This is a genomic window from Nocardiopsis mangrovi, assembly GCF_042653925.1.
Taxonomy (GTDB): domain Bacteria; phylum Actinomycetota; class Actinomycetes; order Streptosporangiales; family Streptosporangiaceae; genus Nocardiopsis_B; species Nocardiopsis_B mangrovi.
Window position 1 is genome coordinate 332,118 of the sequence record NZ_JBHSFQ010000002.1, and the last position, 16,422, is coordinate 348,539.

Here is a 16,422-nt window from a genome sequence, read left to right on the forward strand (position 1 = left end):
GGCCACGGCCCACAGAGGGGCGACGGCCCCGCCACCCACCGCGGCCCCCGGGGGAACGGCCGCACCGGCGCAGCACCAGGCAGAGGAGTTGCCATGCGCACCAGAAGCACCCCGACCCCGCCCCCGGCCGCCGGGCCCGGCCGCCGCGCGTTCCTCGCCGGCGGGCTGGCGGCGGCCGGCCTCGGACTCGCCGGCTGCGGCCCCGCCGGGCCCCTGCCGGGCGGCGGCCGGACGCGGCTGCGCCAGTGGAACCTGTTCACCGGCGGCGACGGCGCCCGCATGGTCGAGATGCACGACGCCTACCGGCGCGAGCACCCCGGCATCGACTTCCAGCCCACCACCTACCTGTGGGGCAACCCCTACTACACCAAGTTCGTCATGGGGGCCGCCGGCGGGCGCGCCTTCGACATCGGCACCCTGCACCTGTCGCGGCTGCGCGGCCTGGGCGCGGGCACCCTCATCGATCCGGTGCCCGCCGGCCTGCTCGCCGAGTACGGGGTGACAGAGGCCGACGTGCTGGCCAACGTCTGGGAGAAGTGCGTGGTCGACGGCGAGCTCTACGCCGTCCCGCTCGACACCCACCTGACGGTCACCTACTACAACCGCGAGATCTGCGCCGAGGCCGGGGTGCTCGACGCCGGCGGCGAGCTGATCGCCACCTCGGGCCCGGAGGAGTTCTTCGACCTGCTCACCGCGGTCAAGGAGGTCACCGGCCAGTACGCGCTCTCGATCGAGACCATCGCGGCCTGGCGCCACTTCTGGTCGCTCTACCGCCAGCAGGGCGGCGAGATGACCTTCGACGGCGAACTGGGCATCGACGACGACAAGGCGCTGCGGTCGCTGGACTTCCTGCGCCGCCTCTCCGCGGAGGGGCTGGCGCCGCAGTCCTCCGACGCCCCCGGTACCCCCGCCAACTTCCAGAACGGCATCGCCGGCCTGCTGCTCACGGGCAACTGGGAGATCGCCACGTTCCAGAACGCGGGGATGGACTTCGGCATGCGGCCCTTCCCGGCGATCTTCGGGCCCGAGCTCGGCCAAGGGGACTGCCACGCCCTGGTCCTGCCGCACCGGCGCGACCGCGACGACGCCGCCGTGCGCGCGGCCGTGGAGTACGCCGCGTGGATGCTGAAGAACAGCATCACCTGGGCCGGCGGCGGGCACACCCCGGCCTACCTGCCGGTGGCCGAGAGCCCGGAGTACGCCGACCTGCGGCCCCAGGCCGAATACCGGCACGCGGCGGCCGACGTGCAGTTCGACCCCGAGGCGTGGTTCAGCGGTTCGGCCGCCCCCTTGCAGAACGAGGCCGCCGCGATCATGAGCGGCCTGCACACCGGCGCGGTCACCCCCGAAGTGGCCCTGGACCGGCTCAAACGGGCCGCCCAGCGGCTCATCGACACCCCGGAGCCGGTGTGATGGCCGGACCCCCCACCCTTCCGCCCCGCGTACCCGCTGGGAGCCCGACATGACCGCTCACGCCGACACCGTGGCCGCGGGGACACCGCCTCCGCGCCCCGGCACCGGCCCCGGGCGCCGCGGCCGGGCGGGCCGCGCCCGCCGCACCGGCGCCCTCACCGGCCTGTGGTTCGTGCTGCCCTTCACCGTGCTGTTCGCGGCGTTCCTCGTATGGCCCATGGCCGCCGGGCTGTGGACCTCCTTCACCGACCGCAGCCTGGCCCGCCCCGACGCCGACGTCGTGGGCCTGGCCAACTGGCGGGAACTGGCCGGCGACACCGCGATGTGGCGGTCGATGTGGGTCACCCTGCTGTTCACCCTGGTCAGCACGCCGCCGCTGGTGCTGGTGGCCCTGGCGATGGCGCTGCTCACCAACCGCGTGGCCCGGCTCGGCTGGTTCCTGCGGTTCTCGTTCTTCGCGCCGTACGTGCTGCCGGTGGCCGTGGTCTCGCTGATCTGGGTGTGGATGTACCAGCCCGGGTTCGGCGCGGTCAACGGGGCCCTCACGGCGGTGGGCCTGGGCGAGGTGGCGTGGCTGACCGACGAGAACGTCGTGCTCATCGCGGTGGCGATCACGACCGTGTGGTGGACGGTGGGGTTCAACTTCCTGCTCTACCTGGCGGCGCTCCAGGGCATCCCCGGCTACGTGCACGAGGCCGCCGCGCTCGACGGGGCGGGCGCCTGGCAGCGGCTGACCCGGATCACGCTGCCGCTGCTGCGCCGCACCACCGCCCTCATCGTGCTGCTCCAGATGGTGGCCTCGCTCAAGCTGTTCGACCAGGCGTACCTCATGACGGCGGGCTCCGGCGGGCCCGACTTCGCCGCCCGGCCGATCATCGGCTACGTGTTCGACACCGGGTTCACCGGCCTGCGGATCGGCTACGCGTCGGCGATCTCCTACCTCTTCTTCGCCGTCATCGTCGTCGTGTCGGTGCTCCAGTTCCGCGTGTTCGCCCGGAAGGGGGACACCCTGTGACCACCGCGACCCCCCGCGGCACGGCCCGCCCCCGGCCGCGGGTGAGCCCCGGCGGCGCCGCCCTGACCGTCTCGGCGCTGTTCCTGGCCGTGGCCTGGCTCATCCCGCTCGCCTGGGCGGTGCTGACCTCGCTCAAGCCCGAGGGCGAGACGACCGCCGTGCCCATCCGGTGGCTGCCGCTGGGGCCCACCTTCGCCGCCTACCGGACCGTCATCGCCCAGGGCGACCTCCAGCGGTGGCTGGTCAACAGCGTGGCGATCTCGACCGTGGTCACCGTGCTCACGCTCGTGGTGTGCGCGCTGGCCGCCTACGCGTTCTCCAAGACCGAGTTCCCCGGCCGGTCCTGGCTGTTCGCCCTGTTCATCGCGGGCATCCTGGTGCCGCCGCAGGTCCTCATCGTGCCGCTGTTCGACGAGATGACCTACCTGGGGCTGGTCGACACCTACTGGGGCGTCGCGCTGCCCCAGGTGGTGGCTCCGATGATGGTGTTCATCCTCAAGCGCTTCTTCGACGCCATCCCCGGCGACTACGAGGAGGCCGCCCGGCTGGACGGCGCCGGCCACGCGCGCATCCTGTGGAGCGTCGTGCTGCCGATGTCCACGCCCGTCCTCGCGGCCGTCGGCATCTTCACCTTCGTCCAGTCCTGGAACAACTTCCTGTGGCCCTTCATCGCCACCACCGACCCCGCCCTCATGACCGTCCCCGTCGGCCTGGGCACGGTGCAGGGCGCCTACGGCATCCAGTACGCGCAGCAGATGGCCGCCGCCGTCCTGGGAGCCCTCCCGCTCATCGTCGTGTTCCTGCTCTTCCAGCGCCAAGTCGTCCGCGGCGTCACCGACGCCGGGCTCAAGTGACCGCCCCCGGATCCCACCCCGTCCCGCCGCCCGTCGCTCCACGACCGCCACCGACCTCCAGGGGAAGCCGCACATGCTCACCGCCTCGATGACCCTCGACCCCGCCTTCCGCATCGCCCCCGTCCACCGCCGCACGTTCGGCTCGTTCGTGGAGCACATGGGGCGCTGCGTCTACACCGGGATCTACGAGCCCGGCCACCCCACCGCCGACGGCGACGGCTTCCGCGGGGACGTCGCCGACCTCGTCCGGGAACTCGGCGTCACCACCGTGCGCTACCCCGGCGGCAACTTCGTGTCCGGCTACCGCTGGGAGGACGGCGTCGGCCCCAAGGACGGCCGCCCCGTCCGCCGCGACCTCGCCTGGCACAGCACCGAGACCAACCGGTTCGGCCTCGACGAGTTCATCCGGTGGACGCGCAAGCTCGGCATCGAGCCGATGATGGCCCTCAACCTCGGCACGCGCGGCCTGCAGGAAGCCGTCGACCTGCTCGAATACGCCAACCACCCCGGCGGCACCCACCTGTCCGACCGGCGCGTCGCCAACGGCGCCCCCGACCCCCACGACATCCGCATGTGGTGCCTGGGCAACGAGCTGGACGGCCCCTGGCAGACCGGCCACAAGACCGCCCGGGAGTACGGCCGGCTCGCCGCCGAGACCGCCGCCGCCATGCGCGCCGGCGACCCCGGTCTGGAGCTCGTGGCCTGCGGGAGCTCCAACTCCGCGATGCCGACCTTCGGCGCCTGGGAGGCCGAGGTCCTGGAGCTCGCCTATGACAGCGTCGACTACATCTCGCTGCACGCCTACTACCAGGAGCACGACGGCGACCTCGCGAGCTTCCTCGCCTCCACCGCGGACATGGACCACTTCATCGAGTCCGTGGTCGCCACCGCCGACAGCGTGCGCGCCCGGCTCAAGCGCACCAAGCGCATCCAGCTCTCGTTCGACGAGTGGAACGTCTGGTACCAGAGCCGCTTCCACGACGAGGAGCCGCGCACCGACTGGCCGATCGCCCCCCGCGTCATCGAGGACCGCTACAACGTGGCCGACGCCGTGGTGGTGGGCAACCTGCTCATCTCCCTGCTGCGCCACAGCGACCGGGTCACCGCCGCCAGCCAGGCCCAGCTCGTCAACGTGATCGCCCCGATCATGACCGAGCCCGGCGGTCCCGCCTGGCGCCAGACGATCTTCCACCCCTTCGCGATCACCGCCGCGGCGGCGGCCGGACAGGTGCTGCGGGTCGAGCCCGACGCCCCCGTCCACGAGACCGCCCGCCACGGCGAGGTCCCCGTCATCGACGCGGTCGCCACCCACGACCCCGACAACGGCCAGGCCGCGGTGTTCGTGGTGAACCGCTCGACCACCGAGCAGGTGAGCCTCGATATCGACCTGCGCGGCCTGGAGGCGCGGGGCGTCGCCGACTGCCGGACCCTGTCCGACGACGACGCCTACGCCGCCAACACCGCCGAGGCACCCGACCGCGTGGTGCCCCGGCCCAACAAGGACATCCGGCTCCAGGACGGCCGCCTCACAGCCGTCCTGCCCCCGGTGTCCTGGACCGTCATCAGGCTCGCGCTCGCCGATTGAGCGCGCCTGACCCCCAGTAGTCCCGACACAACGAGGTGACGACATTGAACGGAAAGCTCACGGCCGCGGTGCTCCTCGGCGCCACCCTCTTGGCGACCTCGTGCGGCGGCGTCGGCGACGCCGCGCGCGACGACGGCGAGAACGGCCTCATCGGCATCGCCATGCCGACCCAGTCCTCCGAGCGCTGGGTCGCCGACGGCAACAACATGGTGGAGCAGTTCGAGGAGGCCGGCTACGGCACCGACCTGCAATACGCCGAGGACGTGGTGGAGAACCAGGTCTCCCAGATCGAGAACATGATCACCAAGGACGTCGACGCCCTGGTCATCGCCCCCATCGACGGCTCGGCGCTGAACGATGTCCTCCAGACGGCGGCCGACGCCGACATCCCCGTGATCTCCTATGACCGGCTGCTCCTGGGGACCGAGAACGTCGACTACTACGCGACCTTCGACAACCACCAAGTGGGCGTGCTCCAGGGCGAGTACATCGAACAGGCCCTGGACCTGGAGAACGAGGAGGGCCCCTTCTCCATCGAGCTGTTCGCCGGCTCGCCCGACGACAACAACACCGCCTTCTTCTTCGAGGGCGCCATGTCGGTGCTCCAGCCCTACATCGACGACGGCGTCCTGGAGGTCCGCAGCGGCCAGACCGAGGTGGAGCAGATCGCCACCCTGCGCTGGGACGGTGCCACCGCGCAGGCGCGCATGGACAACCTGCTCAGCGCCAACTACTCCGACGAGGAGGTGGACGCGGTGCTGTCGCCCTACGACGGCATCAGCATCGGGGTGATCTCCTCGCTCCAGGCAGTGGGCTACGGCACCGAGGACCGGCCGCTGCCGGTGATCACCGGGCAGGACGCCGAGGTGGCGTCGGTGAAGTCCATCATCGGCGGTGAGCAGACCCAGACCGTCTTCAAGGACTTCCGGATGCTCGCGGAGTCCGCGGTGAACATGACCGACGCCGTCGTCCGCGGCGAGGAGCCCGAGGTCAACGACACCGAGAGCTACGACAACGGCGAAAGGGTCGTGCCCGCCTACCTGCTGGAGCCGGTCTCGGTCGACATCGACAACTACGAGGCGGAGCTGCTGGAGAGCGGCTTCTACGAGCCCGAGGACATCGCGTGAGCGCGGGCCCGGAACGCCCGCGGGGAGGCGGTGGTCGCCCGTGAACGACCTCATTCTCCAGATGCGCGGGATCGGCAAGGAGTTCCCCGGCGTCACGGCGCTCGCCGATGTGGACCTGCGGGTCGAGCGCGGCGAGATCCACGCGCTCATGGGGGAGAACGGCGCGGGCAAGTCCACCCTGATGAAGGTGCTGAGCGGCGTGTACCCGCACGGCGGCTACACCGGGGACATCCTGGTGGACGGCGAGGTGGCGCGGTTCGGCGGCGTGCGCGACAGCGAGCGGGCCGGCATCGCCATCATCCACCAGGAGCTGGCGCTCATCCCGCAGCTGTCCGTCGCCGAGAACATCTTCCTCGGCAACGAGCGCACCCGCTCGCGCGGCGTCGTCGACTGGGGCCGCACCGCCGGCGAGGCCCGCGCGCTGCTGCGCCGGGTCGGGCTGGAGGAGGACCCCACCGTCCCGGCGGCCACGCTCAGCGTCGGCAAGCAGCAGCTCGTGGAGATCGCCAAGGCGCTGTCGAAGGAGGTGCGGCTGCTCATCCTGGACGAGCCCACCTCCGCGCTGAACGAGACCGAGAGCGACAACCTGCTGGAGCTGCTGCTGGAGCTGAAGGGGCAGGGGATCACCTGCATCCTCATCTCCCACAAGCTCGGCGAGGTCACCCGGGTCTCCGACCGGATCACCGTGCTGCGCGACGGCCGGTGCATCGAGACCCTGTCCATGGCGGCGGGCACCGTCGACGAGGACCGGATCATCCGCGGCATGGTCGGGCGCGACCTGGACCACCGCTACCCCGAGCGCACCGGCGACATCGGTGAGGTCCGCTTCGAGGTCCGCGGCTGGACGGTCGACCACCCGACCCAGGTGGGCCGGCGCATGGTCGACGACGCCGGGTTGACCGTCCGGCGCGGCGAGATCGTGGGGCTGGCCGGCCTCATGGGGGCCGGGCGCACCGAGTTCGCCATGAGCGTCTTCGGCCGGTCCTACGGGCGCCACGTCGGCGGCACGGTGCTCAAGGACGGCGCGGAGCTGCGCATCCGCGACGTCGGCGACGCCATCGCCAACGGCATCGCCTACGTCCCCGAGGACCGCAAGGAACTCGGCCTGATCCTCGACGAGGACATCCGCCGCAACCTCACGCTCGCGGGGCTGGGCCGGGTGAGCCGGAGGTCGGTGATCGACCCCGCCCGGGAATCGGTCGCCGCCGAGGAGATGCGCGTGCGCATGCGCGTCAAGAGCCGCGACGTGTTCCAGACCACCGGCGACCTCAGCGGCGGCAACCAGCAGAAGGTCGTGCTCGGCAAGTGGATGTTCGCCGAGCCCGACCTGCTCATCCTCGACGAGCCCACCCGGGGCATCGACGTCGGCGCCAAGTACGAGATCTACGTGATCGTGCGGCAGCTGGCGGCGCAGGGCGCGAGCGTGCTGCTGATCTCCTCCGAACTGCCCGAGCTCCTGGGCATGTGCGACCGCATCTACGCCATGAGCGAGGGCCGCATCACCGGCGAGCTGCCCCGCTCCGAGGCGGCCCAGGAGCCACTGATGAAGCTCATGACCATGACGAGGGCGTGACCCGACGATGACCTCTACCATCAGCGTTCTCCGCACCCTGGTGCGGAACAACGCGCGACAGTACGGCATGGTGATCGCCCTGGCGATCATCGTGATCCTCTTCCAGGTGCTCACCGGCGGGCTGCTCCTGCGCCCGTTGAACATCACCAACCTGATCATGCAGAACTCCTACGTTCTGATCCTGGCGGTCGGGATGATGCTCGTCATCATCACCGGCCACATCGACCTGTCCGTGGGGTCGGTGGTGGCCTTCGTCGGCGCGGTGTCGGCGATCATGCTGACGAGCTGGGGCCTGCCCATGCCGGTGGTCGTCCCGCTGGCCCTGGTGCTGGGCGCGCTCATCGGCGCCTGGCAGGGGTTCTGGATCGCCTATGTGCGCATCCCCGCGTTCATCGTCACGCTCGCCGGGATGCTGATCTTCCGCGGCGCCACCATGGTCGTCCTCGGCGGGGAGTCGCTCAGCCCCCTCCCGCAGTCGCTGCGGACCCTGGCCAGCGGATTCATCCCCGACGTCGCCGACGCGGGCGTCCACCTGCTGACCATGGCCGGGGCCGTGGCCGCCGCCGCTGTGCTGGTCTGGCTGCAATGGCGGGCCCGCGGCCGCAACCTGCGCTACGACCTGCCCGTGGCCTCGCCGCGGCTGGCCGCGGCCCAGTCCGTGGCGACGGTGGCGGTCGTGCTGGTCTTCGCCTACGCCCTCGCCGTCTACAACGGGCTCCCGGTCGTGGGGCTGCTGCTGATCGTGCTGATCGTCGGCTACTCGTTCGTCATGAACTCCACGACGGCGGGCCGCCACATCTACGCGGTCGGCGGCAGCGAGAAGGCCGCCATGCTGTCCGGCGTCAAGACGCAGCGGACCACCTTCTGGGTGTTCGTGAACATGGGCGCGCTCTCGGCGCTGGCCGGGCTGGTGTTCACCGCCCGGCTGAACGCCGCGACCCCCCGCGCCGGCACCATGTTCGAGCTGGACGCCATCGCCGCGGCCTTCATCGGCGGGGCGTCGGCATCGGGCGGTGTGGGCACCGTCATCGGCGCGGTCGTGGGCGCGCTGGTCATGGGCGTGATGAACAACGGCATGTCCCTGATCGGGCTGGGCGTCGACTGGCAGCAGGCCATCAAGGGCCTGGTGCTGCTCGCCGCGGTCGGCTTCGACATCTACAACAAGAAGCGCGTGGGATCGGGGCGCAGCGCGGGCTCCGCGGCCGCCGCACGGGCCTCCTCGCCGCCGTCCGACGGAGAGGAGCGACCGGCCGCGTCCACCGGCGCGCAATCGGCCACACCCGGCTGACCCGCGCGGACCGGCCCCGCGACAGCGGGCCGGCGAACCGGCGCCCTCACCGCCACCCGGGCCTCCGCGGCCCGGTGTGGTGCCGCGTCAAGGACCTCCGTTCCCCTGTGAGGCGGGGAACGGAGAAGGGGGCCGCGCGCGGCGGCGCGCGGCCCCTCCCTCACGCGCGGGGCGCCGTCACCCCTTCATGGCGCCGCCCAGGCTGAAGCTGCCGCCCAGGGCCCGGGACACCCCCAGGTACAGGGCGATCACCGGGAGCGTGTAGAGCAGCGAGAACGCCGCCAGCTCCCCGTACTGCACGGTGCCGTACTGGTCGAAGAACGTGTAGATCCGCACCGCGGCGGGCAGGTTCTCCGGGCTCTTCAACAGGATGAAGGGCACGAAGAAGTTGCCCCAGGTGACCACCACGGTGAAGATCCCCACCACCGCCATGCCCGGCACGATGAGGGGCACCACCAGCAGGCGCAGCGACTGCCAGGCCGACGCGCCGTCGACCCAGGCGGCCTCCTCCAGTTCGATCGGGATGCCGTCGAGGAAGTTCTTCGTCAGCCAGATCCCGAACGGCAGGCTCGACGCCGCCAGGAACAGCATCGTGGCCGGCCGGGAGTCGAGCAGCCCGGCCTGCACGAACAGGCTGTAGACCGGCACCATGACGGCGGTGATCGGCAGGCCGGTCGCGAACAGCACGGTGTAGAGGAACGGGCGCTTGAACCGCATCTGGTAGCGCGACAGCGGATAGGCGGCCAGCACCGACACCACCACGGTCACCAGCGCCGCGCCGCCGCACAGCAGGATGCTGTTGCCCACCGGGACGAACACGGTCTCGGGGGTGAGCACGGCGGTGAAGTGGTCCAGCGTGAGCCCCGACGGCGGCCGCGCGCGCAGGGACGCCCCGGGGTCGAACGCGGCGAACACCATCCACAATCCGGGCAGCAGGAACAGCGCCGCCAGCGCGGCCAGCAGCGCGTGCACCACGGCCGCCCCGGCCGCACGCGAGGGTGAGGCGACGGAACGTGTCATCGGACCTCCTCCGGGCGCAGCGCGCGAACGTAGACCGCCGAGAACAGCCCGGCGACCACCAGCAGCGCGAGCGCCACGGCGGTGCCGTATCCGAGGTCGCCGAACCGCAGCGCCTCCTGGTACATCAGCAGGGGAAGGGTGGTGCTGCGCCCGCCCGGCCCGCCCGCCGTCATCACATAGATCAGCGTGAACACCTGGACGGTCTGGAGCGTGACCAGCAGCAGGGTGGTGGCGATGGTGCGGCGCAGCAGCGGCAGCACCACGTGCCACAGCACCCGGGCGCCGCCGGCGCCGTCGACCCGCGCGGCCTCCTTGAGGTCGGTGGGGACCTCGGAGAGCCCGGCCGCGTAGGTCATCATCGAGAACGCGGTGCCCTTCCACACGTTGGCGAGGACCACCGCGAGGATCGGGGCGGTGTAGAGCCAGTTCTGCGGCTCGGCGCCGAAGGACGCGAGGATCGCGTTGAGGGTGCCCTCGCGCTCCAGGAACGCCACCCAGATGAAGCCGGCGACCACCTCGGGCACCACCCACGCGCCGACCACGATGGTGCTCACCGTGGCGCGGACCGCGCGCCCCCGGTTCTGCATCAGCAGGGCGAGGGCCAGCCCGATCACGCTCTGGCCCACCACCCCCGACCCGATCAGGAACACCGCGGTGAGCAGCGCGGAGTCGAGGAACGCGGGGTCGGACAGCAGTCGCTCGAAGTTGGCCAGGCCGACGAACTCGGTCCGGGCCGCGGCGGCCCCGGTGAGGGCGGCGTTGGTGAACGACGCCCACACGGTCCACACGATCGGCCCCGCGAAGAAGGCCAGCAGCAACAGCAGCGCCGGCGCGAGCGGCAGCAGGCGCAGGGCCGCCCCGCGGGCGCCCCCGGTCATGGCGGCCACCGTCAGCCGCCCTGCCGCACGTTGTCGGCGCCGACGATCCCCTCGACCTCCTGGGCGTAGGTGGCGGCGGCCTCCTCCGGGGTGGCGTCGCCGAGCATGACCGCCTCCATGGCCTCCTGGATCGCCAGGGACACCCGCGGGTACTCGCCGTAGGCCGGGCGGAAGTGGGTGACGTCGACCAGCTCCGTCGCCAGGTCGGGGTTGGGGTCGGAGGCGGTGAACTCCTCGGACGCTGCGACGTCGCCGCGGAGCGGGATCTGCGCGCCCTCGACCGCGAACTTCGTGGCGTTCTCCAGGTTCAGCGCGTGGGCCATGACCTCCCAGGCGAGATCGGGGTTGGTGCTCGCGGCGCCGAGCGACAGCGCCCAGCCGCCCGACATGCTGGTGGTACCGGGGTCCCCGCCGTCCCGGGTGGGCATGGCCGCGAACGCCATGGTGTCCGACCACTCCGGCCACGGCTGGTTCGCGGACTCGATCCAGCTCTGGGTGGCCCACGATCCCTCAAGGCTGATCGCCAGTTCCCCGCTGGGGAAGCGCTCCTCGTTGTTGATCGTGGAGACGGTGGGGTTCAGCGCGTCCTGGGGGTCGAGGCCCAGATCCTCGGTGTAGACGGTGCGCACGAACTCCAGGGAGTCGAGGAACCCGGGTGCGCCGGTGATCCACTCGCGGGACTCCTCGTCGTAGAGGGCGTCCCCGGTGCCGCTCAGCAGCATCTGGAAGCCCTGCATCGAGGCCATCTCGCCGGCGGGGGTCCCCGAGTAGAGGTTGAGCGGGGCGACCGCGTCGCCGTGCTCGGCCCGTACCGCGCGCGCCGCTTCGAGGACGTCGTCCCAGGTCTCGGGCTCCCATGGAACCTCCACCCCGGCCTGCTCCAGCAGGGCGGTGTTGTACCAGAGCCCGCGGGTGTCGGTGCCCAGCATCACGCCGTAGCGGCTGCCGTCGAGCGCGGTCACCCCGGCGTCGGCCCGGTCGTTGTACTGCTCGGCGTCGGGCCAGGCGTCCCAGTAGTCGTCGATGGGCAGGAGGTAGCCGGCGTCGACGTCCTGGTTGATCGTGAACGTGTCCTCGTAGATGATGTCCGGCGCCTCGCTCGGCGACTGGTTCATCAGGTTGACCTGGGCCTGGTAGTCCTCGGGAGGCGCCTCGATCGGGCGCAGCTCCACGGTGGTGCCGGGGTTCTCGGCCTCGAACTCCTCCTTGACCTTCTCGAACAGGGAGTGGGCGGCCTGAAAGGCACCGTAGTCCTGGTAGGCGACGGTGATGGTGTCGGGATCGTCATCGGATCCCCCGCACCCGGCCGCGGCCAGGGCGAGGGTGAGGGCTGCTGCGGAAACGGAGATCGGCGCTCGATGCATCGGAATTCCTCTCCTGCAACGCGTGATGCGCATGGGGATGGGGGTGACGCGCATCACTTCGAACTGTCGCACGGAGTGGGCCGCCGAATCCACCGCGCGTACGCGGCTCCCGTCCACAGCCCCCACCACCCCGTCGCGGCGCACCCGCGCGGCGAACTACGCTGAGGACGTGGCCGGCCGGATCAAAGACGAAGACGTCGCACTCGTCCGCGAGCGCGCTCCGATCGCCGATCTCATCGGCGAATACCTCCAACTCCGCAACGCCGGAGGCGGTTCCCTCAAGGGCCTATGCCCCTTCCACGACGAAAAGTCCCCCTCGTTCAACGTCACCCCGGCCCGCGGACTCTTCTACTGCCTCGCGGGCGAGACCCGGGTCCTGACCTCCGACGGCGTCAAGCCCATCCGCGAACTCGCCGGGGGGACCCACCGCGTGCTGGGCCCGGGCGCCACCTGGGTCGACGCCCCCTTCCACTCCTTCGGCCACCAGCCGCTCATGCGGCTCACCCTCAGCCGCAACGGCCAGACCAAGGAGATCCACGCCACCCCTGAGCACCGCTGGTTCGTGCGCTCCGGGAAGGACCGGCGCAGCAGGCGCGAGGTCGTCACCCGGGATCTCACCCCCGGCCAGCGCCTGGCCTGGACGTTTCCCGGCAGCAGGGTCAAGAACACCACTCCGTCGCCGTTCGGCGTCGCCCACGGGATCACCTTCGGCGACGGAACGCGGTCCGGAACGGGCAGCATGGCCCAGCTCGACTCCGAGAAGGACGTCGACCTGCTGAAGTGGTTCCCCAACAGCGCGACCAGCGAGTCCGGCCGGCAGATCCTCGTCCACCACCTGCCGCGGTTCTTCAAGGACCTCCCCTCCCTGGGCGAATCCGTTCCCTACCTCTACGGCTGGCTGGCCGGATACCTCGCCGCCGACGGCCATGTGGCCAAGGACGGCACGGTCATGCTCAACTGCGCCGACCGCGCGGTCCTCCAGCACGTCCGCGATGTCTGCACCCGGCTGGGGATCGGCACCTACGGCATCACCGAGCAGATGCGCGAGGGCTTCCCGGGGCGCGAGCCCTCCGCGCTCTACCGCGTCCACCTCATCGGCGAGGACCTCACCGAGCCGTTCTTCCTCAATCCCGAACACCGGCTCCGCTTCGCCGGCTCCGCGAAGAAGTTCGCCCGCCGGGGATGGACCGTCGTCTCGGTCGAGGACACCGACCGGTTCGAAGAGGTGTTCTGCGCCGTCGTCGACGACGGGCACGCCTTCGTCCTCGAGGACAACATCCTCACCGGCAACTGCTTCGGCTGCGGCGAGGGCGGCGACGTCATCGCCTTCGTCCAGAAGATCGAAGGGCTGGGGTTCGTCGAGGCGGTGGAGTCGCTGGCGCAGCAGGCCGGGGTGCGGCTGCGGTATGAGCAGGGGGGCTACACCTCCCGGGGGGAGCAGGGGCAGCGGCAGCGGCTGATCGAGGCGCACCGGATCGCGCAGGTGTTCTATGCCGAACAGCTGCTGTCGCCCGGTGCGCAGGAGGGGCGGCGGTTCCTGACCGAGCGCGGGTTCGTGCGGGCCGACGCCGAGCGGTTCGGGGTGGGGTTCGCGCCGCCGGGGTGGGAGTCCCTCACCACCCACCTGCGCAAGAACGGCTTCACCGACAAGGAGATCATCACCGCCGGCCTGGCCAGCCAGGGGCGGCGGGGCGCCTACGACAAGTTCCGCAACCGGCTGGTGTGGCCGGTGCGCGAGGTCACCGGCGAGGTCGTCGGGTTCGGCGCCCGCAAGCTCGACCCCGAGGACGACGGCCCCAAGTACCTGAACACCCCCGAGACCCCCATCTTCAAGAAGGGCAACCTGCTCTACGGGCTCGACCTCGCCAAGCGCGAGATCACCCGCGAGCAGCAGGCCGTCATCGTCGAGGGCTACACCGACGTCATGGCCTGCCACCTGTCGGGGGTCGGCACCGCGGTCGCCACCTGCGGCACCTCCTTCGGCGAGGAGCACCTGAAGGTGCTGCGCCGCATGCTGCTGGGCCGGTCCAACATGGGCGGCCGGGTCGTGTTCACCTTCGACGGCGACGCCGCCGGGCAGAAGGCCGCGGTCCGGGCGTTCGCCGAGGAGCACGGCTTCGCCTCCGAGACCTTCGTCGCCGTGCAGCCCGACGGCCTCGACCCCTGCGACCTCCGGCTGCGCCACGGCGACTCCGCCATCGTCGACCTCATCGAGGCCCGCAAGCCGCTGTACGAGTTCATGATCCGCAACGTCATCGAGCAGTACGACCTCAACACCCCCGAGGGCCGCATGGCCGGGCTCGACGCCGGGGCCGAGATCGTGGCCAGCATCCGCAACGAGGGGGTCCGCAAGCTCTACGCGGTCAACCTCGACCACTGGCTGGGCATCATGGACGAATCGTTCGTGGCCCGCCGGGTCGGCCAGCACCTGCGCGGCGGCGGCCCGCGGCAGGCCGGGCGGCGGCCCGCTCCCGCGGCGCCCCCCGGGGCCGCCGACTCCGCCCCCTACGACCTCCGCGACCCCTCCCTCCAGCGCGAACGCCAGGCACTGAAGATCGCCGTGCAGTACCCGGGGCTGGCCCTGGAGTTCGACGACCTCGCCCCCGAGACGTTCACGGTGCCCCAGCACGGCGCGGTGGTCGAACTCATCCGCGGGCTGGGCGGGGTGGCCGCGGCGGGCGATTCCGGGCAATGGGCGTCGCGGCTGCGCGAGAGCGCGCCCAATGACGCCCAGCGCGCATTCGTCACGCGGCTGGCGGTGGAGCCGATCGAGGTCTATGGAGAACTCGACGAGCATTTAGCGCGAGAAATCCTCGGCACAATTAAGATACATTCCATCAATCGCCAGGTGGCAAACCTGAAATCCCGCCTGGGGCGGCTCGACCCCGCCGCCCACGCCGACGAATACCAGCGCGTCTTCACCGAGCTGATGACCGTTGAGCAGCAGCGACGTCTGATGCGCGAGCGTTCCTGAGGGGCGCCCTGGCACGGAGGTGACAAAACTAGTTCTCTCCATTCGGCTGCATGGGCGGGCACACTGTAGGTGTGGCTCTTTCGGCGCTGCCCAGCGAAATGCCGCCGCTCCGTCAGGTGGTGCACCTGGTCGCGGGGACACGACCCGGCGACTCGGTGACACTTTCCGATGTCGCCTCCGCCCTGGATCGGCTCGACGCCCCTCCCGAGTCTTTGGACCAGGTGGTCCGGGGCCTCGCCCAGCAGGGGGTCGAGGTCGTCGACTCCTCCGCTGACGACGCCTCTCCCGCCGCCGAACTCGGACAAAAAGCGCCCACCAGCGACCTTGTGCGCATCTACCTGCGCGAGATCGGCCGCGTGCCGCTGCTCACGGCAGAAGAAGAAGTGGAACTGGCCAAATCGATCGAGGTCGGGCTGTACGCGGGCGAGAAGCTGCGCACGGCGGGCGCGCACGGTGACGGTGCCCGTATCCCGGGCGAAGAGCCCGGGCAGCGTGCCGACGACCTCCGCTGCCTGGTCCTCGAAGGCGAACGCGCCAAGCGCCGCCTCACCGAGGCGAACCTGCGCCTGGTGGTCTCCATCGCCAAGCGCTACATCGGCCGCGGGCTGCTGTTCCTGGACCTGATCCAGGAGGGCAACCTCGGATTGATCCGCGCGGTCGAGAAATTCGACTACACCAAGGGCTTCAAGTTCTCCACCTACGCCACCTGGTGGATCCGGCAGGCCATCACCCGGGCCATCGCCGACCAGGCGCGCACCATCCGCATCCCGGTGCACATGGTGGAGACCATCAACAAGCTGATGCGCGTGCAGCGCCAGCTGCACCAGGAGCTCGGCCGCGAGCCGACCCCCCAGGAGCTCTCCGGCGAACTCGGGTTCGGCGACGACCGGGTCCAGGAGATCCAGCGCATCGCCCAGGAGCCGGTGTCGCTCCAAGCCCCGATCGGGGAGGAGGACTCCGACTTCGGCGACTTCATCGAGGACTCCGACGCCGTGGCACCGGTCGAGGCGGCGGCGTTCATCATGCTCCAGGACCAGCTGGTGGCCATGCTGGGCGACCTGTCGGCGCGCGAGCAGCGCATCATCCAGCTGCGGTTCGGCCTGGCCGACGGCCACCCGCACACCCTGGAGGAGGTCGGCCGGGAGTTCGGGGTCACCCGCGAGCGCATCCGGCAGATCGAGTCCAAGACCCTGGCGAAGCTGCGCCATCCGTCGCGTGCGCAGCTGCTCCGCGATTTCCTGGAGTGAGGCGCAACGTGCGGCGGCCGCCCGGAGTTCCCCGGCGGCCGGGCACGGCCTGATGTGGCCGCTTCCCCCGTCGCCCCGCCCGGG

General features: G+C 71.0%; 12 protein-coding genes. 9 read left to right on the forward strand and 3 right to left on the reverse strand.

Annotation, left to right across the window (positions count from 1 at the left end):
- Positions 1 to 93 precede the first annotated feature (93 nt).
- The 7 genes from ACFO4E_RS03430 (at position 94) to mmsB (ending at position 8,855) form a co-directional block, all read left to right on the forward strand.
- Positions 94 to 1,413: an extracellular solute-binding protein gene (locus tag ACFO4E_RS03430; protein WP_378571443.1), complete on the forward strand. Its 1,320-nt coding sequence runs from the start codon at positions 94 to 96 to the stop codon at positions 1,411 to 1,413.
- Between the two features lie 49 nt (positions 1,414 to 1,462).
- Positions 1,463 to 2,428 carry a carbohydrate ABC transporter permease gene (locus ACFO4E_RS03435; protein ID WP_378571444.1) on the forward strand — a complete coding sequence of 322 codons (966 nt, stop codon included), beginning with the start codon at positions 1,463 to 1,465 and terminating at the stop codon, positions 2,426 to 2,428.
- Complete coding sequence (locus tag ACFO4E_RS03440) at positions 2,425 to 3,282, forward strand: carbohydrate ABC transporter permease (RefSeq protein ID WP_378571446.1); 858 nt, start codon at positions 2,425 to 2,427, stop codon at positions 3,280 to 3,282. The genes ACFO4E_RS03435 and ACFO4E_RS03440 overlap by 4 nt, the downstream gene beginning before the upstream one ends.
- A gap of 73 nt (positions 3,283 to 3,355) precedes the next feature.
- Positions 3,356 to 4,867: an arabinosylfuranosidase ArfA gene (gene arfA / locus ACFO4E_RS03445; protein WP_378571448.1), complete on the forward strand. Its 1,512-nt coding sequence runs from the start codon at positions 3,356 to 3,358 to the stop codon at positions 4,865 to 4,867.
- A 44-nt stretch (positions 4,868 to 4,911) separates the two neighbouring features.
- Positions 4,912 to 5,994, forward strand: coding sequence for a multiple monosaccharide ABC transporter substrate-binding protein (gene chvE, locus ACFO4E_RS03450; RefSeq protein ID WP_378571450.1), 1,083 nt, complete (start codon positions 4,912 to 4,914; stop codon positions 5,992 to 5,994).
- Between the two features lie 61 nt (positions 5,995 to 6,055).
- A complete protein-coding gene (mmsA, locus tag ACFO4E_RS03455) occupies positions 6,056 to 7,567 on the forward strand; it encodes a multiple monosaccharide ABC transporter ATP-binding protein (RefSeq protein ID WP_378571620.1) in 1,512 nt (503 codons plus the stop codon).
- Between the two features lie 7 nt (positions 7,568 to 7,574).
- Positions 7,575 to 8,855, forward strand: coding sequence for a multiple monosaccharide ABC transporter permease (gene mmsB, locus ACFO4E_RS03460; protein ID WP_378571452.1), 1,281 nt, complete (start codon positions 7,575 to 7,577; stop codon positions 8,853 to 8,855).
- A 177-nt stretch (positions 8,856 to 9,032) separates the two neighbouring features.
- Here the strand turns inward: mmsB and ACFO4E_RS03465 are convergent, their stop codons facing one another.
- The 3 genes from ACFO4E_RS03465 to ACFO4E_RS03475 are packed head-to-tail and all read right to left on the reverse strand — an operon-like array spanning position 9,033 to position 12,117.
- The gene (locus ACFO4E_RS03465) at positions 9,033 to 9,875 is read right to left on the reverse strand and encodes a carbohydrate ABC transporter permease (protein ID WP_378571454.1); all 843 of its coding nucleotides are present in this window, start codon (positions 9,873 to 9,875) and stop codon (positions 9,033 to 9,035) included.
- A complete protein-coding gene (locus ACFO4E_RS03470) occupies positions 9,872 to 10,753 on the reverse strand; it encodes a carbohydrate ABC transporter permease (RefSeq protein WP_378571456.1) in 882 nt (293 codons plus the stop codon). The genes ACFO4E_RS03465 and ACFO4E_RS03470 overlap by 4 nt, the downstream gene beginning before the upstream one ends.
- An 11-nt stretch (positions 10,754 to 10,764) precedes the next feature.
- The gene (locus ACFO4E_RS03475) at positions 10,765 to 12,117 is read right to left on the reverse strand and encodes an extracellular solute-binding protein (RefSeq protein WP_378571458.1); all 1,353 of its coding nucleotides are present in this window, start codon (positions 12,115 to 12,117) and stop codon (positions 10,765 to 10,767) included.
- Positions 12,118 to 12,286: 169 nt separating this feature from the next.
- Between ACFO4E_RS03475 and dnaG the strand changes: the two genes are divergently transcribed.
- Positions 12,287 to 15,091 carry a DNA primase gene (gene dnaG, locus ACFO4E_RS03480; RefSeq protein ID WP_378571460.1) on the forward strand — a complete coding sequence of 935 codons (2,805 nt, stop codon included), beginning with the start codon at positions 12,287 to 12,289 and terminating at the stop codon, positions 15,089 to 15,091.
- Between the two features lie 98 nt (positions 15,092 to 15,189).
- Entirely contained in the window at positions 15,190 to 16,338 is a 1,149-nt protein-coding gene (rpoD, locus tag ACFO4E_RS03485; protein ID WP_378571621.1) for an RNA polymerase sigma factor RpoD, read from the forward strand.
- Positions 16,339 to 16,422 lie beyond the last annotated feature (84 nt).